This is a genomic window from Chryseobacterium cupriresistens, assembly GCF_046614675.1.
In the GTDB taxonomy this organism is placed as follows: Bacteria; Bacteroidota; Bacteroidia; order Flavobacteriales; family Weeksellaceae; genus Chryseobacterium; species Chryseobacterium cupriresistens.
On the sequence record NZ_JBKKJT010000012.1, the window covers coordinates 1 to 22,231 of the forward strand.

The window sequence follows — 22,231 nt, forward strand, 5'->3', positions numbered from 1 at the left end:
ACTTCTTTCACGATTTGAAGTTTTAAACTTAAACTGTAATCCTTCTGTGTACGTTTAATGTACGTGGATGTTAATGTTTCTGCCATAACGATTCTTTTTTGTGTATCGCTATTTCAGGACGAGACAAAATAAATAATAAAAAAAACGCTGCAGATTCTGCAGCGTTTTTTGTTGAAAAGAGTTAGTAGATTTCCGTATTAAACATATTTCAAAAAATAAAGAGGATAATCCAGCTCAAAGGTTTCATGGAAAATGGTAAATCCATTTTGTTGGTAGAAGGTTCTGTTTTCTAATGTTGTTGTTTCAACATATATGAGTTCGTTCTCATATTTACTCATAGATTCTTTTAAAAGTCTTGTTCCAATTCCTTTGCCCTGTTCACCAGGAACTACAGCCATTAACCATAAATGAACAAATTTTTCTTCCGGATGAAATTTTACTAAGAGTTTTTCTCGTTGTAAAACTTTAAAGATATTTTCAATTCCAATACAATTGAACAGCAATTTTATTTCAAGCCAGATTTTTTTTAAACTGATTTGGGATTTTTCTAAGTATAAAATGCATGCTTTGTGATCGTCGCTGAGAAATATGCTTCCATTTAGCAGTGATAAATCAAATTGAAATTCCATTAATGCTCTCAATCTCTTATATCTGTTGCCAGAATTCTTTATGACAAAATTGATAGAATTAGGAATAAGAACATTTATGAAAGACTGGCATAAAATAGTAACGACTTTTTCTCTATCCTCATAGGTAGCTTTTTTCATGCATTTTTGTTTTTTCAAATATATAAAAAATAGAAGTGTGTTAATCAGTGTTTTATATGGCTTGTGTTAGTTTCTGCATTGAGCTTAGTTAACTTTTTTTCAAAAAAAACCATTCTTAAGCAAGAATGGTTAACTTTTTAATGTGAAATCAAAAAAATTCAATTAAGGCATTTTGAATCCTTTCGTATAAATTCTTCCGTAATCATCTACGAATTTTACCTGTACATTCCCCTGATATTTCTCAAGGATTTTTTCTACATCTTTTTGTGAATTGACAGGTTTGCCGTTTACCTCGATGATGATATAGTTATCTACAATTCCGATTTTAGCCATTTCACTGCCCTCAGAAACGTTTTTAGCTACTACACCACTGTTCAGTCCATATTCTGTTTTGAAACGTTCCGTAAGAGGGTCAAATTCAGATCCGATTTTTTCTGTTACGCTAAGATCGGCTTTCGTTCTGGTTGAAGTTCCTCCTTTCTGGTCTCTAAGTGTTACCGAAGTAGTTCCTTCTTTACCATTTCTTGAGTAGGTTACCTGAACTTTGTCACCAGGACGCTTGCTTCCGATAGACATGGAAAGATCAGCAAAGTCTGTAATATCGTAGTTGTCTACTTTGGTGATAACGTCTCCTTTTTTCAATCCTGCATCTTCAGCACCACTGTTTTCACCAAATCCTGTAATATAGATTCCTGATCCTACTTTTAGATTTGTTTTAAACTGCTTGTTGTAAGATGCTACTAACTGATCATTTGAAAGATCTAAAGACTGAACTCCAAGGAATCCTCTCTGTACAATTCCGAATTTCTTGATATCCTCAACAATTTTTCTCGCCAGGTTAGAAGGAACGGCAAATCCGTATCCCTGGTAATATCCTGTGGTAGACTGAATCGCAGAATTGATCCCGATCAGTTCTCCATTGGTATTTACCAAAGCACCTCCTGAGTTACCCGGGTTAATAGCAGCATCCGTCTGGATGAAGCTTTCAATAGGATTAGCAGCTTTTCCCTGGCTTCCCAGGATTCCGATACCTCTTCCTTTAGCAGAAACAATACCTGCTGTTACCGTAGAGTTTAATCCTAATGGATTTCCTACTGCAAGAACCCATTGTCCTACATCAATATTGTCAGAATTCGCAAAATTCAGATAAGGAAGCCCTTTTTCTTCAATCTTTAATAAAGAGATATCTGTATTAGGGTCTGTTCCTACCAATGTTGCGATATATGATTTCTTGTTGCTTAGTACGACTTCCAGCTTATTAGCACCTGCTACCACGTGGTTGTTGGAAATGATATAACCGTCCGGAGAGATGATTACCCCTGAACCCATTCCCGATGGCATATTATCAGGAACCTGCTGCTTTTGTCTCTGCTGGCCTCTTCCCCCGAAAGGATCTCCGAAGAAAAAGTCAAACAAATCCTGCTCTGAAGCTCTGCTTGATGTTCTGCTTTGATAATTTTTAATAGTTACTACAGCGGGAACGGTTGTTTTAGCCGCCTTTACAAAATCATCACCTACTGCTCCCGTATTCATTCCTGCGAATGAAGTATTGGGTGCTGCTGTTGTGAAATAAGATTGATCTCCATTGTTGGAGCCGTGTCCGAAATATTGTAAAGCTCCAACGGTAGTAGCTCCGGAAAGGACTCCAACTACTGCAAATGGTAATAGTTTTTTTAAAGTACTCTTCATTGTATATCTTTCTTGTTTATTAATTAATTTTCTTTTTATGTTTTTGAGTAAACAAATTTAATGTTAAATAAGTAAGCAATTAGTATGCTATGTTTCAATTTTAACTAAAATTTAACGGCTATTATATGATTTTGTGCCTTATGTCATAATTGTTAATGCCACAGTTAACAAAACTTAAAAAAAAATTAAAGAAAATATGGCAGACTTATCATACATAGTGATCTGATTTTCATTGCTGGCAGGTTACTGATTATTGTTCGTGATTGGTGTTATAAATATACTTAATTCTAAAATGATTATCTTTGCAAAAATTTTTATTCTCACTTAAAACGTTTATAGCATGCAACTGTATAACACCTTAAGCGCAGAAGAAAGAGCTCAACTTATTGATGAAGCCGGTAAAGACCGTCTTACCTTGTCTTTCTATGCGTATGCCAAAATCGAAGACCCCAAAAAATTTCGCGACGAACTATTTATAGCCTGGAATGCCCTTGATGCTCTTGGCCGTATTTATGTTGCTACAGAAGGAATTAATGCTCAGATGAGTGTTCCTGCAGATCAGTTTGAGGCTTTTCGTGATACGCTCGAAGTTTATGACTTCATGAAAGGAATCCGTTTGAATGTAGCGGTAGACCAAGACAATTACTCATTTTTAAAATTAACCATAAAAGTCAGAAACAAAATTGTTGCTGACGGTTTGAATGACGAAACTTTTGATGTGACCAATAAAGGAATTCACTTAAAAGCTCAGGAATTCAATAATATGCTGGAAGATCCCAATACCATTGTTGTAGATTTCAGAAATCACTACGAAAGTGAAGTAGGGCATTTTGAAGGTGCCATTACTCCGGATGTGGAAAATTTCAGAGAAAGTTTACCCATCATCAATGAACAGCTACAGGATTTTAAAGAAGATAAAAACCTGTTGATGTACTGTACCGGAGGAATCCGTTGTGAAAAAGCCAGTGCTTACTTCAAACACCAAGGTTTCAAAAATGTTTATCAATTGGAAGGAGGTATCATTGAATATACACGACAGATCAAAGAAGAAGGAATAAAAAGTAAATTCATTGGTAAAAACTTTGTATTTGACCACCGACTGGGGGAGAGAATTACAGATGATATTATTGCACAATGCCACCAGTGTGGAAAACCTTGTGATAATCATACCAATTGTGCCAATGATGCCTGTCATTTGTTGTTTATCCAATGCGACGACTGTAAAGCTGTGATGGAAAACTGCTGTTCTACGGAATGTCTGGAGACCATTCATTTGCCGTGGGATGAACAGGTGAAACTGAGAAAGGGATTACAGGTTGGAAATAAAGTATTCAGAAAAGGAAAATCAGATGCCCTGAAATTTAAAAACTCAGGAGATTTAACTGATAAACCTTTAGCAAAAGCTGAGACAAAAAATATCCGTCAAAAGATTGCTGTTAAAAAAGAATTGATTGGAAAGGCAGAACATTACTACTCAAAATCAAAGATTGCACAGTTTTTAATTGAACATAAGGATTTATCAGTGGGTGATAAAGTATTGATCTCAGGTCCTACAACGGGAGAGCAGGAAGTTACCATTACTGAAATCTATGCTAACGGAGGGCCTTGTGAAACGGCAAACATTGGAGATCAGATTACTTTTGCACTGCCATTCAGAGTTCGTTTGTCTGATAAATTGTACAGAATTGTGCAAAATGCATAATTCATAGCTGTCAATACAATTATTTCTGTTTTAACAACTTAATAATTCCAGACTTGAAATGACAAAAAGCGGAAAAATAGAACTGATGTCTCCTGCAGGAGATTTCATATCACTTCAGGCGGCTATAGATAACGGTGCAGACTCTGTCTATTTTGGAGTTGAGCAGCTCAACATGCGTGCAAGAGCAACAATGAACTTCACCATTGATGACCTGCAGGAAATCGCCAGAAGATGTGCTGAAAAAGGAGTAAGAACGTATCTGACCCTTAACACCATCATCTATGATCATGATCTTTCTATCGTCAGAACACTTTTAGATAAAGCGAAGGAAGCCGGTCTTACAGCAGTGATTGCAATGGACCAGGCTGTAATTTCTTATGCAAGGCAAATTGGTATGGAGGTGCATATTTCCACCCAGATTAATATAACCAATATTGAAACCGTAAAATTCTATGCTCTTTTTGCTGATACCATGGTGATGAGCCGTGAATTAAGTATCAGCCAGATCAAAAAAATCTGTACTCAGATTGAAAAAGATCAGGTAAAAGGACCTTCCGGTCATCTTGTTGAAGTGGAGATTTTCGGGCATGGTGCCTTATGTATGGCAGTATCCGGGAAGTGTTATCTGAGCCTGCATTCCCATAATTCTTCAGCAAACAGAGGGGCCTGTAAACAGAACTGCCGGAAAAAATATACTGTGATTGATCAGGAGTCAGGTTTTGAAATTGAACTTGAAAACGAATATATGATGTCTCCCAAAGACCTTTGTACGATTGGTTTCCTGAATCAGATTGTGGATGCCGGCGTGAAAGTCTTAAAGATAGAAGGAAGAGGAAGGGCTCCGGAATATGTAGCAACAGTTACAAAATGTTATAGAGAAGCAATTGACAGTATTGCGGAAGGAACGTTTTCTCAGGAAAAAGTGGATGAATGGATGAAACTTCTGGAGACCGTATACAACAGAGGCTTCTGGAGTGGATATTATCTTGGTCAGGAGCTGGGTGAGTGGTCTTCAAACTCCGGTTCCAGTGCAACACAAAAGAAGGTTTATATTGGAAAAGGAAGGCATTTCTATCCGAAATCCAATATCGCAGAATTTGTGGTTGAAGCCTATGATATTTCTGTAGGAGACAGTGTCCTTATACAGGGACCTACTACAGGATCACAGGAAATGGTCATCGAAAGTATGATCGTTGATGCGAAGACAGGGGCAGACAAGGCAACAAAGTCTGATGTGATTACTTTCCCTACGAAGTTCCGTGTACGGCCAAGTGACAAATTATATAAAATTGTTAAAGCGTAATGGTCATTGCTACACTTCAGAGAGATAAATGTATTGGTTGTAATTACTGTGTCGAATTTGCTCCGGAATATTTTAGAATGTCTAAAAAAGATGGTAAATCGGTATTGCTTAAGACGATTGATAAAAAAGGCTTCTACACGTTAAAAACACCAGACCACGAAGCGTTTGAATATTTGGAGAGAGCCGCCAACGCCTGTCCTGTGAAAATTATTTCTGTAAGAATCACTTAATCATTATGCTGAAAGCTGAGCTTAGAAAAAAATATACCCAAAAAAGGAAAGCCTTGTCTCCAGATGAGGCTTTTCTGTTATCTGAGAAGATTTTTGAAAATTTCATTCAATATTTTAAGCCAAAAGAATCAGAAAAAGTACACGTTTTTATCCCGATTCCGGCAAGGAAAGAAATTGATACCCAAATCTTCATTCAATATTTTTTAGCACAGAATATCCGGGTGTATGTGCCTAAAATTGTAGCGGATAAGCTGATTAATATTGAAATTTCTGAAGATACTGCTTTTGAAACCAACAGTTGGGGGATTTCAGAACCTGTTTCCAATGAAGATTCTGGCGAAAAATACTTTCATTATGTGATTACGCCTTTGTTGTATTGTGACAAAAAAGGGAATAGAGTAGGCTATGGTAAAGGATTTTATGACAGATTGTTTCAAAGTATTTCTGAGGAGACAAAAAAAATCGGAGTCAATTATTTTGCCCCCGATGAATATGTGGATGATGTCTGGGAAAATGATATTCCTCTTGACTATTTGGTTACTCCTATCGAAGTGCTGTCTTTTTGAAGCGGTTTGGAATAAAAATCCAAGAAGTAGAATTTAAACTCTTTTTTAAGCTTTGATGTAGACAATAAGATGTATTGTGCATTCTTTTCAAAGCTTCCCAGAGACTTGTTTTTACTGTCAAAATATTCCACATTAAACCTGGCATAGTCTAGTGTATCTTTTTTATAAAAATCTTTATATACATTCAGATTGCTGACTTTCGCTGTTTTTACTTTCATGCTGTCCAATTCCTTCAGCAATCTTTTAAATGTCAGTGAATCCGGTTTGTGAAAATAGCTTTCCATCTGGGAATAAATGACAGTATCTATTTCCGTATTTCTGTTTCCGCTGAGATATAGAGTAGACAGATCAAGAAGTTCCTGAACTTTCTGTTTGGTGATGGAATTAATCGCCTGCATGCTATCCATCTGTACGGCAGGATAGCTTTTTTCGTTGGTGCTGTTTCGTAGCTTATCGAGGTCGCTTACCTCTGAGGTTTTATTATTACAGGCAATAAATAATGTCAGAAGCACGGTGAAAATTAAAAAATTACTTATTCTTTTCATCTGTGGTAGCAATTTTAAATTTGATGGATACAATTTTACCTTTGGTATCCTTTTTCATTTCTATTACATTCAGGTTTTTCAGAGAGGTTGTTGGAGTCGTTACCAGCGTGATATACTTCTGCTTATCCAGCCTTTCAATGCCATAAGTATCATTATCATATACCTGATAAATTACTGCATTGTTGCTGATCAGGTTTTCAAGCTGATTTCTTTTTTGCTTGATAAGAGCAACCTGCTCATCCGGATTTCCTCCTTTGATGTCTTTTATAGAGAAATAATAAACCGCCATCTTATAATCATCCGGCTTTAATTCGATCTTTTCTTCTTCAGGAGCATTTTCAAGGTTCCTGTTCACTTCCAGAGGCTCATAGAAAGGAGCGCTGATTCGCATTTTTAGATTTTTATCCTTGGTAGAATAATAAAAACACTCTCCCGGCTTTATTTTATACATCAGCGGAGACTCATTTTCCTTCACCACCATTATTTCTAAAGTATTGATCACAGAAACTCCTCTGTCCTTATCAATGAAACAATATTTATAAGTTTTTGAAAAAAGTACATCTTTAAAACCTAAAAGACCGGTAATCGTAATCAAAACTGAAGTAACAAGTGCCCAGGCATTCTTTTTGAAGAAATTTTTCTTAGGCGGAATATCTGAAATTTCTATCTCATTTGTTATTGTTTTGTTTTGTGTAATTTGTTGATTTTCAGTATTCGATTTTTGTAAATCAGTATTTTCTGGGGTCCTGATTTCAACTTTTTTAGGTTGAAGTTCAATTTTTGGAAGTTCAGGAGCTTCAGAAACTGTTTTTTCAAGTTCTTCGAGATCTTCGTCTTCAAAATTTTCATTTTCCTGAAGTAATTCACCCGCAAAAAGATGCTGTTTCTTGAAATCGTACCATGAGTTGTAACCCGCATAAATGCTCAATAAATTGAGCATGTCTATTCTTGGTAGTTTAGTAACCGGTGAAGTTTTAAAATAAGTGTAAAATGACTTTTCACTGATGTTTCCTTTCGCTTTTTTTCGAAGGTCTTCCTGAAAATATATAATATCTATACCCTTCCACTTGGATATGTCATCCTGCGAAGGGGTATATTCTTTTAAGTATTGACCCTGAACATCCTTTTTTAGCTGTTCAAAGTGTAATAGATCTAAATCTGTCAATTTTTCAAAAAATAATTAAATTGTTGATTATCAGCTATGTTTTTTTGTAAAACTATTTTACAAAGGTATTACAATTATTTTTCATAGACAAATTTTCTAACTGCTCTACCTTTGTCTTGTTCAAATAACAGAACAGAAGAAAATTTTATAAAACAATATTAACAAAATTAAATTTAATTTATTATGAAAAAGTCATTATTCGTAGCTGCTATCGCTGCAATCTCTCTAGTTGCTTGTAAAAAAACTGAAGCTACTGCTACTGAAGGTACAACTGATTCTGCTGCTGCTACTGTAGCTGATTCTGCTGCTGTAGTTTCTGATTCAGCTGCTAAAGTTGTTGATTCTGCTGCAACTACTGCTGTAGAAGCTACTAAAGATGCTGCTGCTGCTACTACTGCTGCTGGTGCTGAAGTTGCTAAAGATGCTGCTAAAGGTGCTGCTGACGCTGCTAAAGGAGCTGCTGATGCTGCTAAAGGAGCTGCTGATGCTGCTAAAGATGCTGCTAAGAAATAATTCTAGCATACGCTTAACAATAAAAAAACCGTTTCACCCAGTGAAACGGTTTTTTTATGCTTAGTCATTGCGAGCTAAAGGCGAAGCAATCTCTTTCATATCAAAATAAGATCTGGAATAGCTTATCCCTTCTTTTGTTTCAGAGATTCATAGCAGGTAATAGCTACTGCATTACTCAGGTTTAAAGAATCAATACTTCCTGCCATCGGAATTAAAGTGTTTTTTCCTTTTCCAATCCAGAAATCACTCAATCCGGAATGTTCCGTGCCGAATAATACGGCAGAACGCTGTCTGAAATCTCTTTGATAAAGGTCTTCAGCACTTTCGTCCATCAGCGTAGTGTAGATATTGAAACTGTTTTTCTGCAGGAATTCCAATGTTTCCGTATTTTCAGCCTGATAGACTTCCATTCCGAACAGGCATCCTACACTGGATCTGATCACATTAGGGTTGTAGAAATCGGTTTTCCCGTCAGCAACAATCAAGGCATCAATACCAAATGCCTCACAGCTTCTTAAAATAGCACCAAGATTTCCTGGCTTTTCTACACCTTCAACAATAATTACCGTAGAATCTTTTTTAGGAACAAATGATGAAAGTGAATTTTCTTTGGTATGGTAAATGCCGATAATTCCTTCGGAACTTCCTCTGTAAGCGATTTTTTCATATACCTTCTCACTTACATAATGGATTTTTCCATCGGGAAGAGTTCCTTTAAAGATATTTTCAGAGATAAAGAACTCCAGCGGCTCAAAATCATACTGCATGGCTCTTTCATTTTCCTGCTGGCCTTCTACTACAAAAACTTTTGATTTTTTACGAAACCTGTTGTCAGTAAGAAGCTTAGTGACATTTTTTATTTTATCGTTTTGAAAACTTTCTATCAACATGCTGCAAAATTATGTAAAATTTATGATTGAACTTCTCTGGTTTTAATAAAAAGGTTTTTCCACGATATTTCAAATGGACTGTATTTTTCCATTTTAAAAATGAGAATGGTTATAAAGGTATGATGATTAGCTTTCCTGAGATTTAACTTTCTGATGGTTCAATAAGATTACTATTGTCAATAAGACTTTGTGGCAGCTCTTTTTTATTTTTAATTCCTAATGATTTCAATTTCTGAGTCTGGATCACCAGGTTGTCATTTCCGGTATGAAGCTGTTTGTAAGCATCATTGAATACATTTTTCGCCTGATCCAGATTTCGTCCTACTTTTTCCAGATTTTCTACAAAACCTACAAATTTGTCGTACAGTCTGGCACCGCGTTCCGCAATTTCAATAGAGTTTCTGTTCTGATATTCACGTTTCCAAAGATCGGCAATCAGTTTTAGGGAAGTAATCAGGTTACTTGGATTCAGTAGCAGAATTCTTCTTTCATAAGCATAGTTCCAAAGATTCTGGTCTGCCTGCATTGCCGCAATATAAGCCGGTTCACTCGGAATAAACATCATCACGAAATCCAGTGATTTTCCATAGTCATCGTATGCTTTTTGACTGAGTTGATTAATATGATTCTTGATAGATCCGAGGTGCTGGCTCAGTTTTATGGCGTAAACATCAGCATCAGTTTCGTCAACCAATTCTGTGAAAGCAGTCAGAGATACTTTAGAATCAATGATGACATTTCTTTCATCCGGGTATTTTACAACAGCATCAGGACGCATTTTCTTTCCGGAGAATTCAGAAAATAAAGCTTTATTGTCTTCATCGCGCAATTCATGTTCGAGAAAATATTCTCTTCCTTTTACCAATCCTGATTTTTCAAGAATACTTTCCAGAATCATCTCGCCCCAGTTTCCCTGAGTTTTGCTTTCTCCTTTCAGGGCACGGGTTAATTTTTTGGCATCTTCGGAAATCTGCTGGTTCAGTTCTGCCAGTTCTTTCACCTTTTCTGCAAGGGAGAAACGTTCTTTATTTTCCTTTTCGTAAGCTTCGTTGACTCTATTTTTTAAATCCGCGATTTTCTCCTGAAAAGGTTCAAGGATATTTTTTAAGTTATTTTGATTTAAGGTAGTAAACTTTTCAGTTTTTTCTTCTAAAATTTTATTGGCAAGATTTTCAAACTGAAGTTTAGAATCTTCCTGAATTTTAACAATTTCTTCTTTCTGGGTGTCAAGAGATTGTTGAAGACCTTCATTTTTGGCAGAAAGTTCAGAGTTTTTAGCATAAAGAGTCTGTTTTTCAAGAATGTGAGTTTCTATCTGAGAAGTCTGCCTCTGATTGATTTGTTTTAACTCCTGAAACTGAAGATTTAAGGATGAATATTCGGCAGAGATTTTAGAAAATTCATTTTTAAGGTCATCCAATAGATCCTGCTGCAGCATATTGGCTTCTTTCTCTTTACTGATGATTTGATTAAGCTCCTGAATTTTCTGGTTTGAATTTTCAAGATCAGATTGGGTTTTAATGGATAAAGTGTTCAGTGCATCATAAGAACTTCTTGAAACCATTGACGATTTTAGTACAAAGTATAGTATAACAGCGCCCAGTACACCACCGGCAATCAATCCAATAATTAAATATATCATCTCCATCTTCCAAAATTATGAAAAAAGGTCGGAAGCTGGAAGCGGGATGTTGGAAGTTCCTTTTGGACAGATAAGAACTGATTTTTTTTACAATTAAATTCAATGTTTTTTAAAGGGAAATAAAATGGAAACAATCGCTTTATAAAATTCCATTACCTCTCGCTTCCGGCCCCCAGCTTTCTTTCTGAATTAGAATACCTATATTTATGGGAAATTTCAGAGACTTATGAATATTTTGCTGGTAGAAGATGATCAAAGAATCAGTAATTTCCTGATAAAAGGCCTTTCCGAGGCTGGCTATAATACAACCCTGGCAGATTCCGGGGAAAATGCACGTGAGCTTCTTCATACCTATGATTTTGATATTATTTTAATGGATATTATGCTTCCCGGACTGGATGGCATGCAGTTGACACAAATTATCAGATTTAAAGGAAACTATACTCCGATTTTGGTTTTAAGTGCCCTGAACAGTCCTGATGATAAAATCAAAATGCTCGATATGGGTGCTGATGATTATTTATCCAAACCCTTCCATTTTGAAGAATTGATTTCAAGGATTAAAGCTTTAACCAGAAGAAATAAAATGAGCTACCAAAAGGAGGATCAATATTTATCATGCGGAAATATTGTGATTGATACTGATCTTCATAAAGTAACTCAGAATGATAAGGAAATAGAATTTTCCCCTACGGAATACAAACTGTTTACTTTTCTGATGGAGAATAAAAATAAAGTGTTGAGCAGAACCCAGATTTTACATAAGGTATGGGGAATTGATTTCGATAATACAACGAATGTAGTAGATGTTTATATTTCCTATGTCCGTAATAAGATTGATGAGACAGAACAGAAAATTATTCATACAGTAAAAGGAACCGGATATTTGATCAAAGACTGAAGATGACGCTAAGAAGTAGATTTACCCTTATTTCAAGCCTCTCATTTGGCATCGTTTCTATCATCACATCTGCGGTGATATTTTTTGCCTATTATGACAGTACCAAGATTTTCTATTTTGAAAAGCTCAGAAATACGGCTCTTATCTCTGCTATTTATTATCTTGAAAAGGATGAACTCCCGAAAGACCGACATGCCCAGATTAAAAAAGAATACAACCATCTGATTCAGAATAACAGGGTAGCGGTTTATAATCAGAATAATGAAGTTACCTTTGGACATAACCTTAACGATAAGAATATAAAGCTTTCCCATTTGCAGGCTGTCCGAAAAAACAAAGGAATACAGTTTATGTCTGATAATCAATTCTACTACGGAATTTTTTATCCTGATAACCAAGGTGACTTTGTGGTTTTTGTGAAGTCTTCCAACGATTCTTTTCAGTCACAAATCCTGAGATTGGCTATTATCATGCTTTCCGTATTGTTGATCGGGCTTCTCGCAATCTATTTTCTGAGCAGATACCTTTCTAAAGTAGTTTATAAACCTATCTCCAATGTAGTAGAACGGATCAATAAAGTAGAGTATAATAACATTTCTACGGCAATTATTACTTCTACCAATACCAATGACGAGATTGAAGATTTGATAAAGTCCTATAATAAACTGTTGGGCAGAATCTCTGAAAATGTACTCTTGCAGCAGAACTTTATCAATTATGTTTCCCATGAATTCAAAACACCCTTAGCAGCGATTTCTGGAAATCTGGAGGTGTTTGCCCAAAAAGACCGTACACCGGAAGAATACAGGGAAGTGGCTAAAGAGTCATTGGAAAATGTATATGAGATTGAAAATATTCTCAACAATCTTTTACTGATGTCCGGAATGACAAAGCTTGAGTCTTCTCACAAACCGATGAGAGTGGATGAACTGGTCTGGAAGATTTATGCAAAACTGGAACCCAAAGCAAAAGAAAACCATTCATCTATCAAAATACAGCTTCAGGTAACAAAACCTGCTTTACTGGAATTCCCGGGAAACGAAACACTTCTCTACCTGGCGTTATATAATATTGTAGAAAATGCCATCAAATATTCCTATGACAAACCTATAGTGATCACATTATCTGAAATGAACAGTCAGTTGTACATTGAGGTCAGAGATGAAGGAAGAGGAATTCCTGCTGATGATCTTGTGAAAATATCAGAGACTTTCTATAGAGGAAAAAATGTAGATGCTGTAAAAGGCAGCGGAATTGGTTTATCGCTTTCAAAAAGTATTTTTGATCATCATCATATTATCATGAAAATTGATTCTACGGTCAATGTGGGAACTAATGTTCTCCTGGAATTTCCTACCCATTCATAATCGTGTTATTTGTGAAAAGATTTGTGTTTTTCGTGTTTTAAAAAAGTTCTAATCAAACTCTAATGTTGAACTAACCGAATTTTAATTTTCTTTACAATTCCCTCTAATATTAGACAAATAGCTTTGTGGTCTTAAATAAGAGACCCTTGAAGAAGCTATTTTTTACACTATTTTATATTCCCTGTTTCAGTTTCTTTTCTGCACAGATTTCAGACACCATGAAAATCAGCAGAAAGGAGGCTGAAACTATTTTTCTGGCTAAAAACCTTGACCTTATTGCACAGAAGCTTGAAATTTCACAAGCCGAGGCAAGAGCTGTTCAGGCTAAATACTGGCCTAATCCTACATTGAGTATCAGTGAGGTGAATTTATGGAGAACTTATGACATCGAAGAACAGCCTGCGCTTATCAGAAATTGGGGAAAAAGTACTCAGATTTCTGCCGAGATAGAACAGGTGATTCAGACTGCGGGGAAAAGAAGAAAAAATATTGAACTCCAGAAAATAGAAGTGGAAGGAGAGAAGTATGAACTGCAGGAAGTTTTGCGTGAACTTAAAAAGACACTCAGAAATACGATTACTGAAATTCTTTACAATCAGGAACAGCAAAAAATCTATCAAGGGCAAATTACTTCCATTGAGAAAGTAACGAAATCCTACAATAATCAATTAAACCTCGGGAACATCAGTAAAGCTGAATATGTCCGCTTAAAAGCACAGGAAATTGAATTCAAAAAGAAACTGGTTTCATTGAAGCAGGAAATCGAAGACCAGCAGGTAGAACTGAAAGCTTTATTAATGCTGCCTTCTCAAACGTATCTGGAGATTTCAGATTCATTTGTTATGCCCGAAAAACAACTATCAGAACTGGAAGTGACTCAATGGATGGAAAAAGCAAAAGAAAACCGTCCCGATATCATGATCTCCAAAAATAAAGAGAAACACGCTGCCAAAAATCTGGAAATTCAAAATGCCATGAAAACACCTGATGTTGCAGTTTCTATAGGATATGACCGCGGAGGAAATATCATGAAAGATTTTATAGGACTGGGGGTTTCTATGGATCTTCCCATTTTTGACCGTAACAAAGGGAATATTCAGGAAGCTAAGCTTGAGATTGAAAAAAGCAAACTGGAGACCCGTAAAAACATGATGAAATCTGATAACGAAATTGTATCTGTTTTCAGAAACTATATCAGAACACAACAGGTCTCACAAGAAATTGATGAAAATTATGAATCTACGCTGGACGGTTTGCTGGTAAGCCATGAGAAGAATTTCAGACTAAGAAATATCAGCATGCTTGAATATATGGATTTCCTGGATACCTATATCGGAAATAAAATGATCATCCTGGACACTAAAAAAGAATTGAATCAATACTACGAAAACCTGCAGTATGTTGTAGGACAAGATTTATAAGATATGAACAAGAATATGAACCCATACATTGCTGCGGCTTACCTGTCTGCCCTCGTCATTTTTACAGGCTGTGCCGGAAAAGCAGAAAATAAAGAAACCGAAAAAGCCTATTGCATCAGCAAAGAACTTAAACAAGAGATTAAACTGGCCAAAGCAGAAATGCTTCCTATACAAGAAAGTATCACCCTTACCGGGGAAGTGGAAAGTAATTCTGATAAAACGGTTCCTTTTGTAAGTCTTGTAGACGGAGTAGTAATAGATACCTATTTCTCTCTTGGTGATTATGTGAAAAAAGGGCAAACGCTGGCTAGTGTAAAAAGTACGGCCGTTAACGAAATGCAGGATGATACCCAGACCCTTCAGGCGCAGCTGGCTGTTGCAAAAAGAAAACTGTCTTCCGTAGAAGCCATGTATAAAGATGATATTGCCTCCCAGAAAGATTTGCAGGAAGCAAGATCAGAGGTGGCCATATTGCAATCCAATATTTCCAAAACACAGAAAAATATGCAGCTGTATTCCGCAGGAGGAAGCACGATTCAGATAAAAGCACCTGCGGACGGATATGTGATTTCAAAGAATATTTCAAAAGGAATGCCTGTTACTGCCGGAGGAGATCAATTGTTTACCATTTCCAATCTGGATAAGGTATGGGTAATGGCCAATGTGTATGCTACCAATATGAGACACGTTTATGTGGATCAGCCGGTCGTGGTAAAAACGCTTGCTTATCCTGATGACAGTTTTTCAGGGAAGATTAATACTATTTCCCAGGTTTTCAATGAAAATGAAAGAGTACTCAAAGCCAAAATCATTATGGATAATAACGGAATGAAGCTAAGGCCGGGAATGTCTGCAGATGTTGTATTACCAGTGAATTCACAAAACAAAAGCGCACTGGCTATTCCGGCAAAGGCTTTAATCTTTGATAACAACCAGAGTTATGTAGTGGTTTACAAAAAAGATTGTGAGCTTGAGATCAGACCAGTAACAGAAATTGCTTCCAACAGCCAGTATATTTATGTAGAAGGCAATTTAAAACCAGGTGAAAATGTCATTGCTTCCAACGGACTGCTGATCTATGAAAACCTGAAAAACCAATTAAATAATTCCACGAAGTAATGCGAAAATTTGTACAGAATATAGTTTCCTTCTCTCTGAAAAACTCATTGATTGTTCTTTTGGGAACTTTTCTATTGCTCGCCGGAGGAATCTATTCCTATCTGCATACGCCCATTGAAGCATTTCCGGATGTTACCAATACAAGGGTACGAGTTATTACCCAATGGCCGGGGAGAAGTGCTGAGGAAATTGAAAAATTCGTTACCTTACCTATTTCCAAAGAAATGAATGCTATCCCGAATAAAACTTCGGTACGTTCTATTTCCTTATTCGGATTGTCTGTGGTGACGGTTATTTTTGATGATCATGTCAATGATTTTTATGCCCAGCAATATGCTTCCAATAAACTCGGAAATGTAGAACTTCCTGCCGGAGCAGAATACAGCATTGAGCCTCCTTCGGGAGCTACCGGTGAAATTTACAGATATATTATCAAGAGTAAACTTCCCATCAAAGAAGTAACAGCCATTCAGGATTGGGTGGTAGAAAGAGAGTTGCTGGCTGTTCCCGGTGTTGCGGATGTGGTAAGCTTTGGTGGAGAAGAAAAAACATATGAAATAAAAATTAATCCTACGGAATTACACAATTACGACCTTTCCCCCCTGGATGTGTATGAAGCAGTTTCTAGAAGTAATATCAATGTAGGAGGAGATGTAGTAGCAAAAGGTGATCAGGCTTATGTAGTGCGGGGGATCGGTCTTTTGGAGAAGAAAGAAGATATTGAGAATATTCAGATCGAGGTAAAAGGTTCTACACCTATTCTGGTGAAACATGTAGCTGAAGTAAAAGTTTCAGCAAAACCAAGATTGGGACAGGTAGGATACAACAAAGAAAATGATGTGGTAGAAGGAATTGTGATTATGCTTCGGGGTGAAAATCCAAGTGAAGTGATTGCAAGGCTGAAAGACAGAATAGAAGAACTGAATGGGGGAGAATTGCCGGGAGATGTCCAGATTGTTCCGATCATCGACCGTACGGAGCTTGTGAATACTACAGTGCATACGGTTTCTAAAAATCTTATTGAAGGAGTCATTCTGGTTTCCATCATTGTATTTATTTTCCTTTACAACTGGAGAACAACTTTCATCGTGGCATCAGTGATTCCTCTGGCTTTTCTGTTCGCTATTATTATGCTTAAAATTCAGGGATTGCCGGCCAACCTTATTTCCATGGGGGCGCTGGATTTCGGATTGCTTCTGGAAGGAACGCTGGTTATCGTGGAACATGTCTTTGTCGCCCTCGAACTTAAAGCGAAAAAGATAGGACTGCGCAGATTCAATAAAATTTCAAAACTCGGAATCATCAAGAAAAGTGCGGGAAGCGTAGCGAGCTATATTTTCTTCGCCCTACTGATTCTGATCGTTGCCCTGATGCCTATTTTCTCTTTCCAGAAAGTAGAAGGAAAAATGTTCTCTCCATTAGCATTTACACTTGGGTATGCATTATTAGGATCATTGATCTTAAGTTTAACATATGTTCCGGCAATGTGTAAACTGCTATTGACAAAAAATATTGAAGAGAAAGAAAACTTTATTTCAAGATTTTTCAGAGTTAATATCTATAAAATTTACGAATTCAGTGACCGCCATAAAAAAGGATTCATTGTTGGTTTCGTTGCTTTGCTTGCCGTGTGTGGATGGAGATTTTCCAATTATGGATCCGAGTTTTTACCCAAACTGAACGAAGGCGCAATTTATGTAAGAGCAACCCTTCCCAACAGTGTCAATCTGGATGAATCTGTAAGACTGACTAAAGAAATGAAGGAAATTCTCATGAAGTATGATGAAGTAAAATTTGTCATGACCCAGACAGGCCGTCCCAATGACGGAACCGATCCCACCGGGTTCTTTAATATCGAATTTAATATTCAGCTGAAACCGGAAAATGAATGGAAGAAAAAAATATCCAAAGAGGAACTTCTTGAAGAAATGAGAGTCTCCCTTGAGAGATTTCCAGGTATCAATTTTGGATTCAGCCAGCCGATACAGGATAACGTGGAAGAATATGTGGCAGGAGTAAAAGCTCCGCTGGTTATTAAAATTTTCGGAAATGATTTATTTGAGCTGGAAAATTACGCCAATAAAGTAGCTAATTCCATCAGAACCGTTCCGGGAATATCGGACGTGAATGTTTTCAAAAATATCGGACTTCCGGAATTGAGAATACAGCTTCACGATTCCAAAATGGCAAAATATGGAGTCTCCACAGCAGATGCACAGGCTGTGATTGAAATGACAATCGGAGGGCAGGCCGCTACCAAGTTTTATGAACAGGAGAGAATGTTTGACGTCATGCTCAGGTTTGAAAAAGATTACAGAGATACGCCTGAAAAGATGGGAAATATTTTGATCCCGACTCAGGACAATAAAAAAGTTCCGCTGAAAGAAATTGCAACCATTGATTATCATACAGGGCCATCATTTATTTACCGTGAAGGAAACAGCAGATATATCGGAGTTGGCTTTAATATTGAAGGACGCGATCTGGGAAGTACCATCAAAGAAGCCAAAGCGAAAGTAGATCAAGAAGTGAAGCTTCCGAAAAAGCATAAAATGACGTGGGCCGGAGAATTTGAAAGTAAAGAAAGAGCCGCAAAACAGCTGGCTATGGTAGTGCCGATTTCTTTAGTTCTTATTCTGATGCTATTGTACTTCAATTTCGGAAATATAAAAGATACGCTGATTTCATCCATTACACTTGCATTTGCATTCATCGGAGGGTTTTTATCCCTTTGGTTTACGGGAACGATCTTTGGAATTTCAGCGGGAATCGGGTTTATCATCCTGTTTGGAGTAGCTACCATAGACGGTATCGTACTCATTGGAGTGATGAAAGAAAATCTGCAAAACAGAATGTCACTCAAAGAATCCATAGCTCAGGGAGTGAAAAGCAGAATCCGCCCGGTGGTGATGATTGCCCTGATGGGTTCTATGGGACTTCTTCCGGCAGCCATGTCGAATGGAATGGGATCGGAAATTCAGAAACCTTTAGCCATTATGATTGTAGGAGGATTAATTATCTGTATGCTGCTTTCATTTACAGTGTTACCAATAATTTTCCACTATGCCTATCGCAAAAAGTATAAGGAAGCCATATAGTTTCTTTCATTTTGTTCATTATGAGGCCGGGATCCGTGAGGAAGATCCCGGCCTTTTTTTACGAATTTTTTGTAGCTTCTAAAATCTCAATATTTTTTACCACATCACTGCTTTCACATTTTTTTAGTTCTTTTAAAAGAGCAGGAGTGAGGATCTTCGGGTTCAGAATTTGAGTTGCAACTTTTGCGGCGGCGTAATCCACAATACCGATCACAGATTCTCTTAGGAAATTTGGAGTGTTGGAAGCGATAACTGCCGTTGCCCATGAAGTATCTCTTGCTTTGGATATGGCAAAATCAAGGACAGCATTATCCTTTCCGTTGGAAAGTTGGTCAACAAGATCTACAGGATAACAGATTTTGTTCAGCGAATTCTGTACGTTCTGATTAATGGATGCAATGACATTATTAATGTTCTCAAAATCTTTTTTCAAAGGATTTATTTTCCGGTAAGGCATAATAGAAGCGGCAGAAATACCAAGGTCCAGGTTGATGTGAGCATTCATACCAAGAAATATATGCTGTAATATTAAAAGATTCCTGTTTTTAGCGGCTTCAAAAGCAATGTACCATGAGTTGGTGCATCTTTCATTTTTACTGTAGCTGTCCCATGCCTGAAGATATCTTTGTGCAAAAGCAATGTCAAGTGAAGTCATCCTCGGATTGTCTTCAAATTTTTTCTGCTGAATTCCTTTCAGAACCTGTGTGGTCATAATTCTGTAGGTACAGGCAAAATATCCTGCGGGACTCTTGTTTTCCTTGCACCAGATGATAATTTCATCCAGTTTTTTAAGAACTTCCTCAATGGTTTTCATGATGGCTTTTGTTTACTTAAAGATACTAAAAAAGAGGCGTCTCAAAATTGTCATTCTGAACGAAATGTAATGTAGTGAAGAATCTCATGTAGTTGTTTATCAATAAGATTCTTCCTTCGTCAGAAATCGAAGATTCGACGTAGTCAATGACAAAAGCCAATTGTTTGACTTTTGAGACAGCCTCTTTATGTATTGTTATTCTGATTATGGGGTGATGATAACCGGATCAGTGATGATAATCGGATCTGGAAAAGGTTCAAGAATCAGTGGCTTGCACATGGCGGCCGGTTGACAGGTTCCTCCCATGCATATAAAGTTCGTCATGGTAGTAGTACCGTCAGGACATCTGATCATGCCTTCACCATGGCATCCTCCGGGACATTCTGCCGGGTATAGTGTTCCGCCGAATATATCTTTCAGCTCTGTTCTCGAAAGTTTTGTAATGTTTAATTTTTTCATGTGTTTAATTTTTAGTTTTTATTGGTATATAACTTACTCATAATTAGATAAGTAAATTGGATTATTTAAAAGCTAAAGTAATTAAATTAATTCATTAAAAAAAGAAATATTCATGTGCTTTTATTGGTAATTATTTGAAATGCAGATAGTTAAAGTGTGTCATGTGTTTATTCCAGGAAAGAAGTTGATTTTTTTTCCTGCTTTATTTAAGGATTTTCTTTCGAGATCTCATCATGATGTTTAAGATACAATGGCAGCGCTGCGGAACCATACCATGGGAAAATTTCATAGCTGAAGACACCGGCCTGAACTGCCGGATCTGTTTTTACCCACTGCGCGGCTTCTTCCTTAGATTGGGTGTTGAAAATAAACATACCGCGATAGTTCTCCTTATTGTTTTCAAGAAAAGGTCCGGCAACAACAATTTTGCCTTCATTGGCCAGCTTACCGATATTGGCCATGTGCCCTTTCATGAGTTTCCCCATTTTGGCTTTGTCTTCAATTTTAGCAGAACCTGATGTCAGCATAACAATCGTATAAGGTTTCATCCCATATTTGTCAGCACCTAAAGAAGTAGCCAGTTCCTGGTTGTATTTAGGCTTTTCTGCTTTCTTTTCCTGAGCAAAGGAAAATGCTGATAGGAGAAGACCTGCGAGTAGTAATGTTCCTGATTTCATCTTGTTTTTATTTTGATAAATATAATAAATCCTTATAGATTTCTGAAAACTGAATTTCAAATGTCACTATGAAACTAAAAAACCTCGATGATTTCGAGGCTTATATCTAATTGTTCTGATGAGGTTACTAATCTTTTATTCTTAAAAATTCTTTCGCCAGTTCGATCATCTTTGGATCTCCGGTATATTTACCATGCTCATCGGAAAGTTTTACTGTAGGAATCCATTCTTTATTGGGAGCTTGTACACCAATAAGTTTCATTACAATATTCATGGGCTTCAATCCCACATCATTGGTAAGGTTGGTGCCGATTCCGAATGAGATGCCAATTTTTCCTCTGCAATAATTGGTAATTTCCTCTACTTTTTCAAGATTTAATGCATCTGAAAAAATAATATATTTAAACATCGGATTGATCCCATTTCTTTGATAGTGAGCAATGGTTTTATCTGCAAATTCCAGAGCATCTCCACTATCATGACGAACGCCATCAAAAAGCTTAGCAAATTTTTTGTCAAACTGCTGGAAAAATACATCTGTGGTATAAGTATCAGACAAAGCTACTCCAAGATCACCTCTGTAAACATCTACCCAATGTTCCAGTGCCAACTCATTGGCCATTTTGAATCCATATTCGGCAGCATGGAACATAAACCATTCATGAGCATGCGTTCCGATAGGTTTTACACCGTATTTCATCGCAAAATGTACGTTTGAACTTCCGATAAAAGTAGACTCTTTTTTCTGGGTTAAAGCTTCCATTACCAGATTTTGTACCTTATAAGAGTGTCTTCTTCTCGTTCCAAATTCTGCAAATGTTACTCCAAGTCTGCCCAATGAATCTGCTTTTTCTATCGTTTTGCTCATGACCACTTCGTTGGAATCTCTTTCCATGTGGTTCATTTCGTAATGCAGTTCACTGATCAATGCCAGCAGTGGAACTTCCCAAAGAATTGTTCTGTACCAAAGTCCTTCCACAATGACGGAGAGGTCTCCTCCTTCCTGGTGGATTTTTACTTCAGACGGATCATAATGATAACCTTCTAAAAAATCAAGATAGGGCAGATCTATATAAGGACATGTTCTTGCCATGAACTTTTTTTCATCTTTCGTAAGTTTAAGTTCGGCCATTTTGTTGACAGCTTCTCTTAAAGCAGCGTCAAACCCTTCCGGAAAGTGGTGTTTTCCCCTGTTGATAAATTCATATTTTACAATAGAACTCGGGAATAGCTTTACCACAGCATTCTGCATGGTTATTTTATAGAAATCATTATCAAGGATAGAGTTTAATCTGACGTCGCTCATAATATGTGTAATTTTAACGCAAATATAAAAATAAAAAATAAAATCGCCTAAATGTAA

General features: G+C 36.8%; 20 protein-coding genes. 10 read left to right on the forward strand and 10 right to left on the reverse strand.

Features of this window, described 5'->3' with window-relative positions:
• Positions 1 to 197: 197 nt before the first annotated feature.
• Together ACLI50_RS21040 and ACLI50_RS21045 are read right to left on the reverse strand one after the other, a co-directional pair.
• The gene (locus ACLI50_RS21040; protein WP_110008517.1) at positions 198 to 767 is read right to left on the reverse strand and encodes a GNAT family N-acetyltransferase; all 570 of its coding nucleotides are present in this window, start codon (positions 765 to 767) and stop codon (positions 198 to 200) included.
• Positions 768 to 929: 162 nt separating this feature from the next.
• Positions 930 to 2,456 carry a trypsin-like peptidase domain-containing protein gene (locus ACLI50_RS21045; protein ID WP_202840891.1) on the reverse strand — a complete coding sequence of 509 codons (1,527 nt, stop codon included), beginning with the start codon at positions 2,454 to 2,456 and terminating at the stop codon, positions 930 to 932.
• Between the two features lie 340 nt (positions 2,457 to 2,796).
• On the opposite strand from ACLI50_RS21045, the gene trhO reads away from it, so the two are divergent.
• From trhO to ACLI50_RS21065, 4 genes are read left to right on the forward strand one after another with little or no spacing between them, the layout of a single operon-like run.
• Positions 2,797 to 4,158 (forward strand): oxygen-dependent tRNA uridine(34) hydroxylase TrhO, encoded by a 1,362-nt coding sequence (trhO, locus tag ACLI50_RS21050; protein WP_411414583.1) that lies wholly within the window; start codon positions 2,797 to 2,799, stop codon positions 4,156 to 4,158.
• A 58-nt stretch (positions 4,159 to 4,216) separates the two neighbouring features.
• Positions 4,217 to 5,461, forward strand: coding sequence for a peptidase U32 family protein (locus ACLI50_RS21055; RefSeq protein ID WP_411414584.1), 1,245 nt, complete (start codon positions 4,217 to 4,219; stop codon positions 5,459 to 5,461).
• Positions 5,461 to 5,691: a ferredoxin gene (locus ACLI50_RS21060; RefSeq protein ID WP_062673534.1), complete on the forward strand. Its 231-nt coding sequence runs from the start codon at positions 5,461 to 5,463 to the stop codon at positions 5,689 to 5,691. Before ACLI50_RS21055 ends, ACLI50_RS21060 begins: the two co-directional genes overlap by 1 nt.
• A gap of 53 nt (positions 5,692 to 5,744) precedes the next feature.
• Positions 5,745 to 6,257, forward strand: coding sequence for a 5-formyltetrahydrofolate cyclo-ligase (locus ACLI50_RS21065; RefSeq protein ID WP_343642457.1), 513 nt, complete (start codon positions 5,745 to 5,747; stop codon positions 6,255 to 6,257).
• Here the strand turns inward: ACLI50_RS21065 and ACLI50_RS21070 are convergent.
• Positions 6,221 to 6,802, reverse strand: coding sequence for a hypothetical protein (locus ACLI50_RS21070; RefSeq protein WP_343642459.1), 582 nt, complete (start codon positions 6,800 to 6,802; stop codon positions 6,221 to 6,223). The two genes, ACLI50_RS21065 and ACLI50_RS21070, sit on opposite strands and share 37 nt — an antisense overlap.
• Positions 6,786 to 7,967, reverse strand: a complete 1,182-nt coding sequence (locus tag ACLI50_RS21075; RefSeq protein WP_343642461.1) for a hypothetical protein — start codon at positions 7,965 to 7,967, stop codon at positions 6,786 to 6,788. The genes ACLI50_RS21070 and ACLI50_RS21075 overlap by 17 nt, the downstream gene beginning before the upstream one ends.
• Before the next feature lie 183 nt (positions 7,968 to 8,150).
• Here ACLI50_RS21075 and ACLI50_RS21080 point away from each other — a divergent pair, with 183 nt between their 5' ends.
• The gene (locus ACLI50_RS21080; protein WP_034694620.1) at positions 8,151 to 8,480 is read left to right on the forward strand and encodes a hypothetical protein; all 330 of its coding nucleotides are present in this window, start codon (positions 8,151 to 8,153) and stop codon (positions 8,478 to 8,480) included.
• A 122-nt stretch (positions 8,481 to 8,602) separates the two neighbouring features.
• Here ACLI50_RS21080 and ACLI50_RS21085 read toward each other — a convergent pair whose 3' ends face one another.
• Positions 8,603 to 9,370 carry a TrmH family RNA methyltransferase gene (locus ACLI50_RS21085; protein ID WP_343642463.1) on the reverse strand — a complete coding sequence of 256 codons (768 nt, stop codon included), beginning with the start codon at positions 9,368 to 9,370 and terminating at the stop codon, positions 8,603 to 8,605.
• 142 nt (positions 9,371 to 9,512) lie between these two features.
• Positions 9,513 to 11,018, reverse strand: a complete 1,506-nt coding sequence (locus tag ACLI50_RS21090) for a DNA recombination protein RmuC (RefSeq protein ID WP_343642465.1) — start codon at positions 11,016 to 11,018, stop codon at positions 9,513 to 9,515.
• A gap of 220 nt (positions 11,019 to 11,238) precedes the next feature.
• On the opposite strand from ACLI50_RS21090, the gene ACLI50_RS21095 reads away from it, so the two are divergent.
• The 5 genes from ACLI50_RS21095 (at position 11,239) to ACLI50_RS21115 (ending at position 18,918) form a co-directional block, all read left to right on the forward strand.
• Positions 11,239 to 11,913 (forward strand): response regulator transcription factor, encoded by a 675-nt coding sequence (locus tag ACLI50_RS21095; RefSeq protein WP_202840875.1) that lies wholly within the window; start codon positions 11,239 to 11,241, stop codon positions 11,911 to 11,913.
• Between the two features lie 2 nt (positions 11,914 to 11,915).
• Positions 11,916 to 13,280 (forward strand): sensor histidine kinase, encoded by a 1,365-nt coding sequence (locus tag ACLI50_RS21100; protein ID WP_411414585.1) that lies wholly within the window; start codon positions 11,916 to 11,918, stop codon positions 13,278 to 13,280.
• Positions 13,281 to 13,426: 146 nt separating this feature from the next.
• Positions 13,427 to 14,701 (forward strand): TolC family protein, encoded by a 1,275-nt coding sequence (locus ACLI50_RS21105; protein ID WP_411414586.1) that lies wholly within the window; start codon positions 13,427 to 13,429, stop codon positions 14,699 to 14,701.
• A gap of 3 nt (positions 14,702 to 14,704) precedes the next feature.
• Complete coding sequence (locus ACLI50_RS21110) at positions 14,705 to 15,820, forward strand: efflux RND transporter periplasmic adaptor subunit (RefSeq protein WP_202840872.1); 1,116 nt, start codon at positions 14,705 to 14,707, stop codon at positions 15,818 to 15,820.
• Entirely contained in the window at positions 15,820 to 18,918 is a 3,099-nt protein-coding gene (locus ACLI50_RS21115) for an efflux RND transporter permease subunit (protein WP_411414587.1), read from the forward strand. The genes ACLI50_RS21110 and ACLI50_RS21115 overlap by 1 nt, the downstream gene beginning before the upstream one ends.
• 58 nt (positions 18,919 to 18,976) lie before the next feature.
• Here ACLI50_RS21115 and ACLI50_RS21120 read toward each other — a convergent pair whose 3' ends face one another.
• The 4 genes from ACLI50_RS21120 to pncB form a co-directional block, all read right to left on the reverse strand.
• Positions 18,977 to 19,732: a DUF5995 family protein gene (locus ACLI50_RS21120; RefSeq protein WP_343642475.1), complete on the reverse strand. Its 756-nt coding sequence runs from the start codon at positions 19,730 to 19,732 to the stop codon at positions 18,977 to 18,979.
• 204 nt (positions 19,733 to 19,936) lie between these two features.
• On the reverse strand, positions 19,937 to 20,191 hold the full coding sequence (locus ACLI50_RS21125) for a hypothetical protein (RefSeq protein ID WP_411414588.1): 255 nt from the start codon (positions 20,189 to 20,191) through the stop codon (positions 19,937 to 19,939).
• Positions 20,192 to 20,397: 206 nt separating this feature from the next.
• Positions 20,398 to 20,868, reverse strand: a complete 471-nt coding sequence (locus ACLI50_RS21130; protein WP_411414589.1) for a YciI family protein — start codon at positions 20,866 to 20,868, stop codon at positions 20,398 to 20,400.
• Positions 20,869 to 20,995: 127 nt separating this feature from the next.
• Positions 20,996 to 22,174: a nicotinate phosphoribosyltransferase gene (gene pncB / locus ACLI50_RS21135; RefSeq protein ID WP_110008537.1), complete on the reverse strand. Its 1,179-nt coding sequence runs from the start codon at positions 22,172 to 22,174 to the stop codon at positions 20,996 to 20,998.
• Between the last annotated feature and the right edge of the window lie 57 nt (positions 22,175 to 22,231).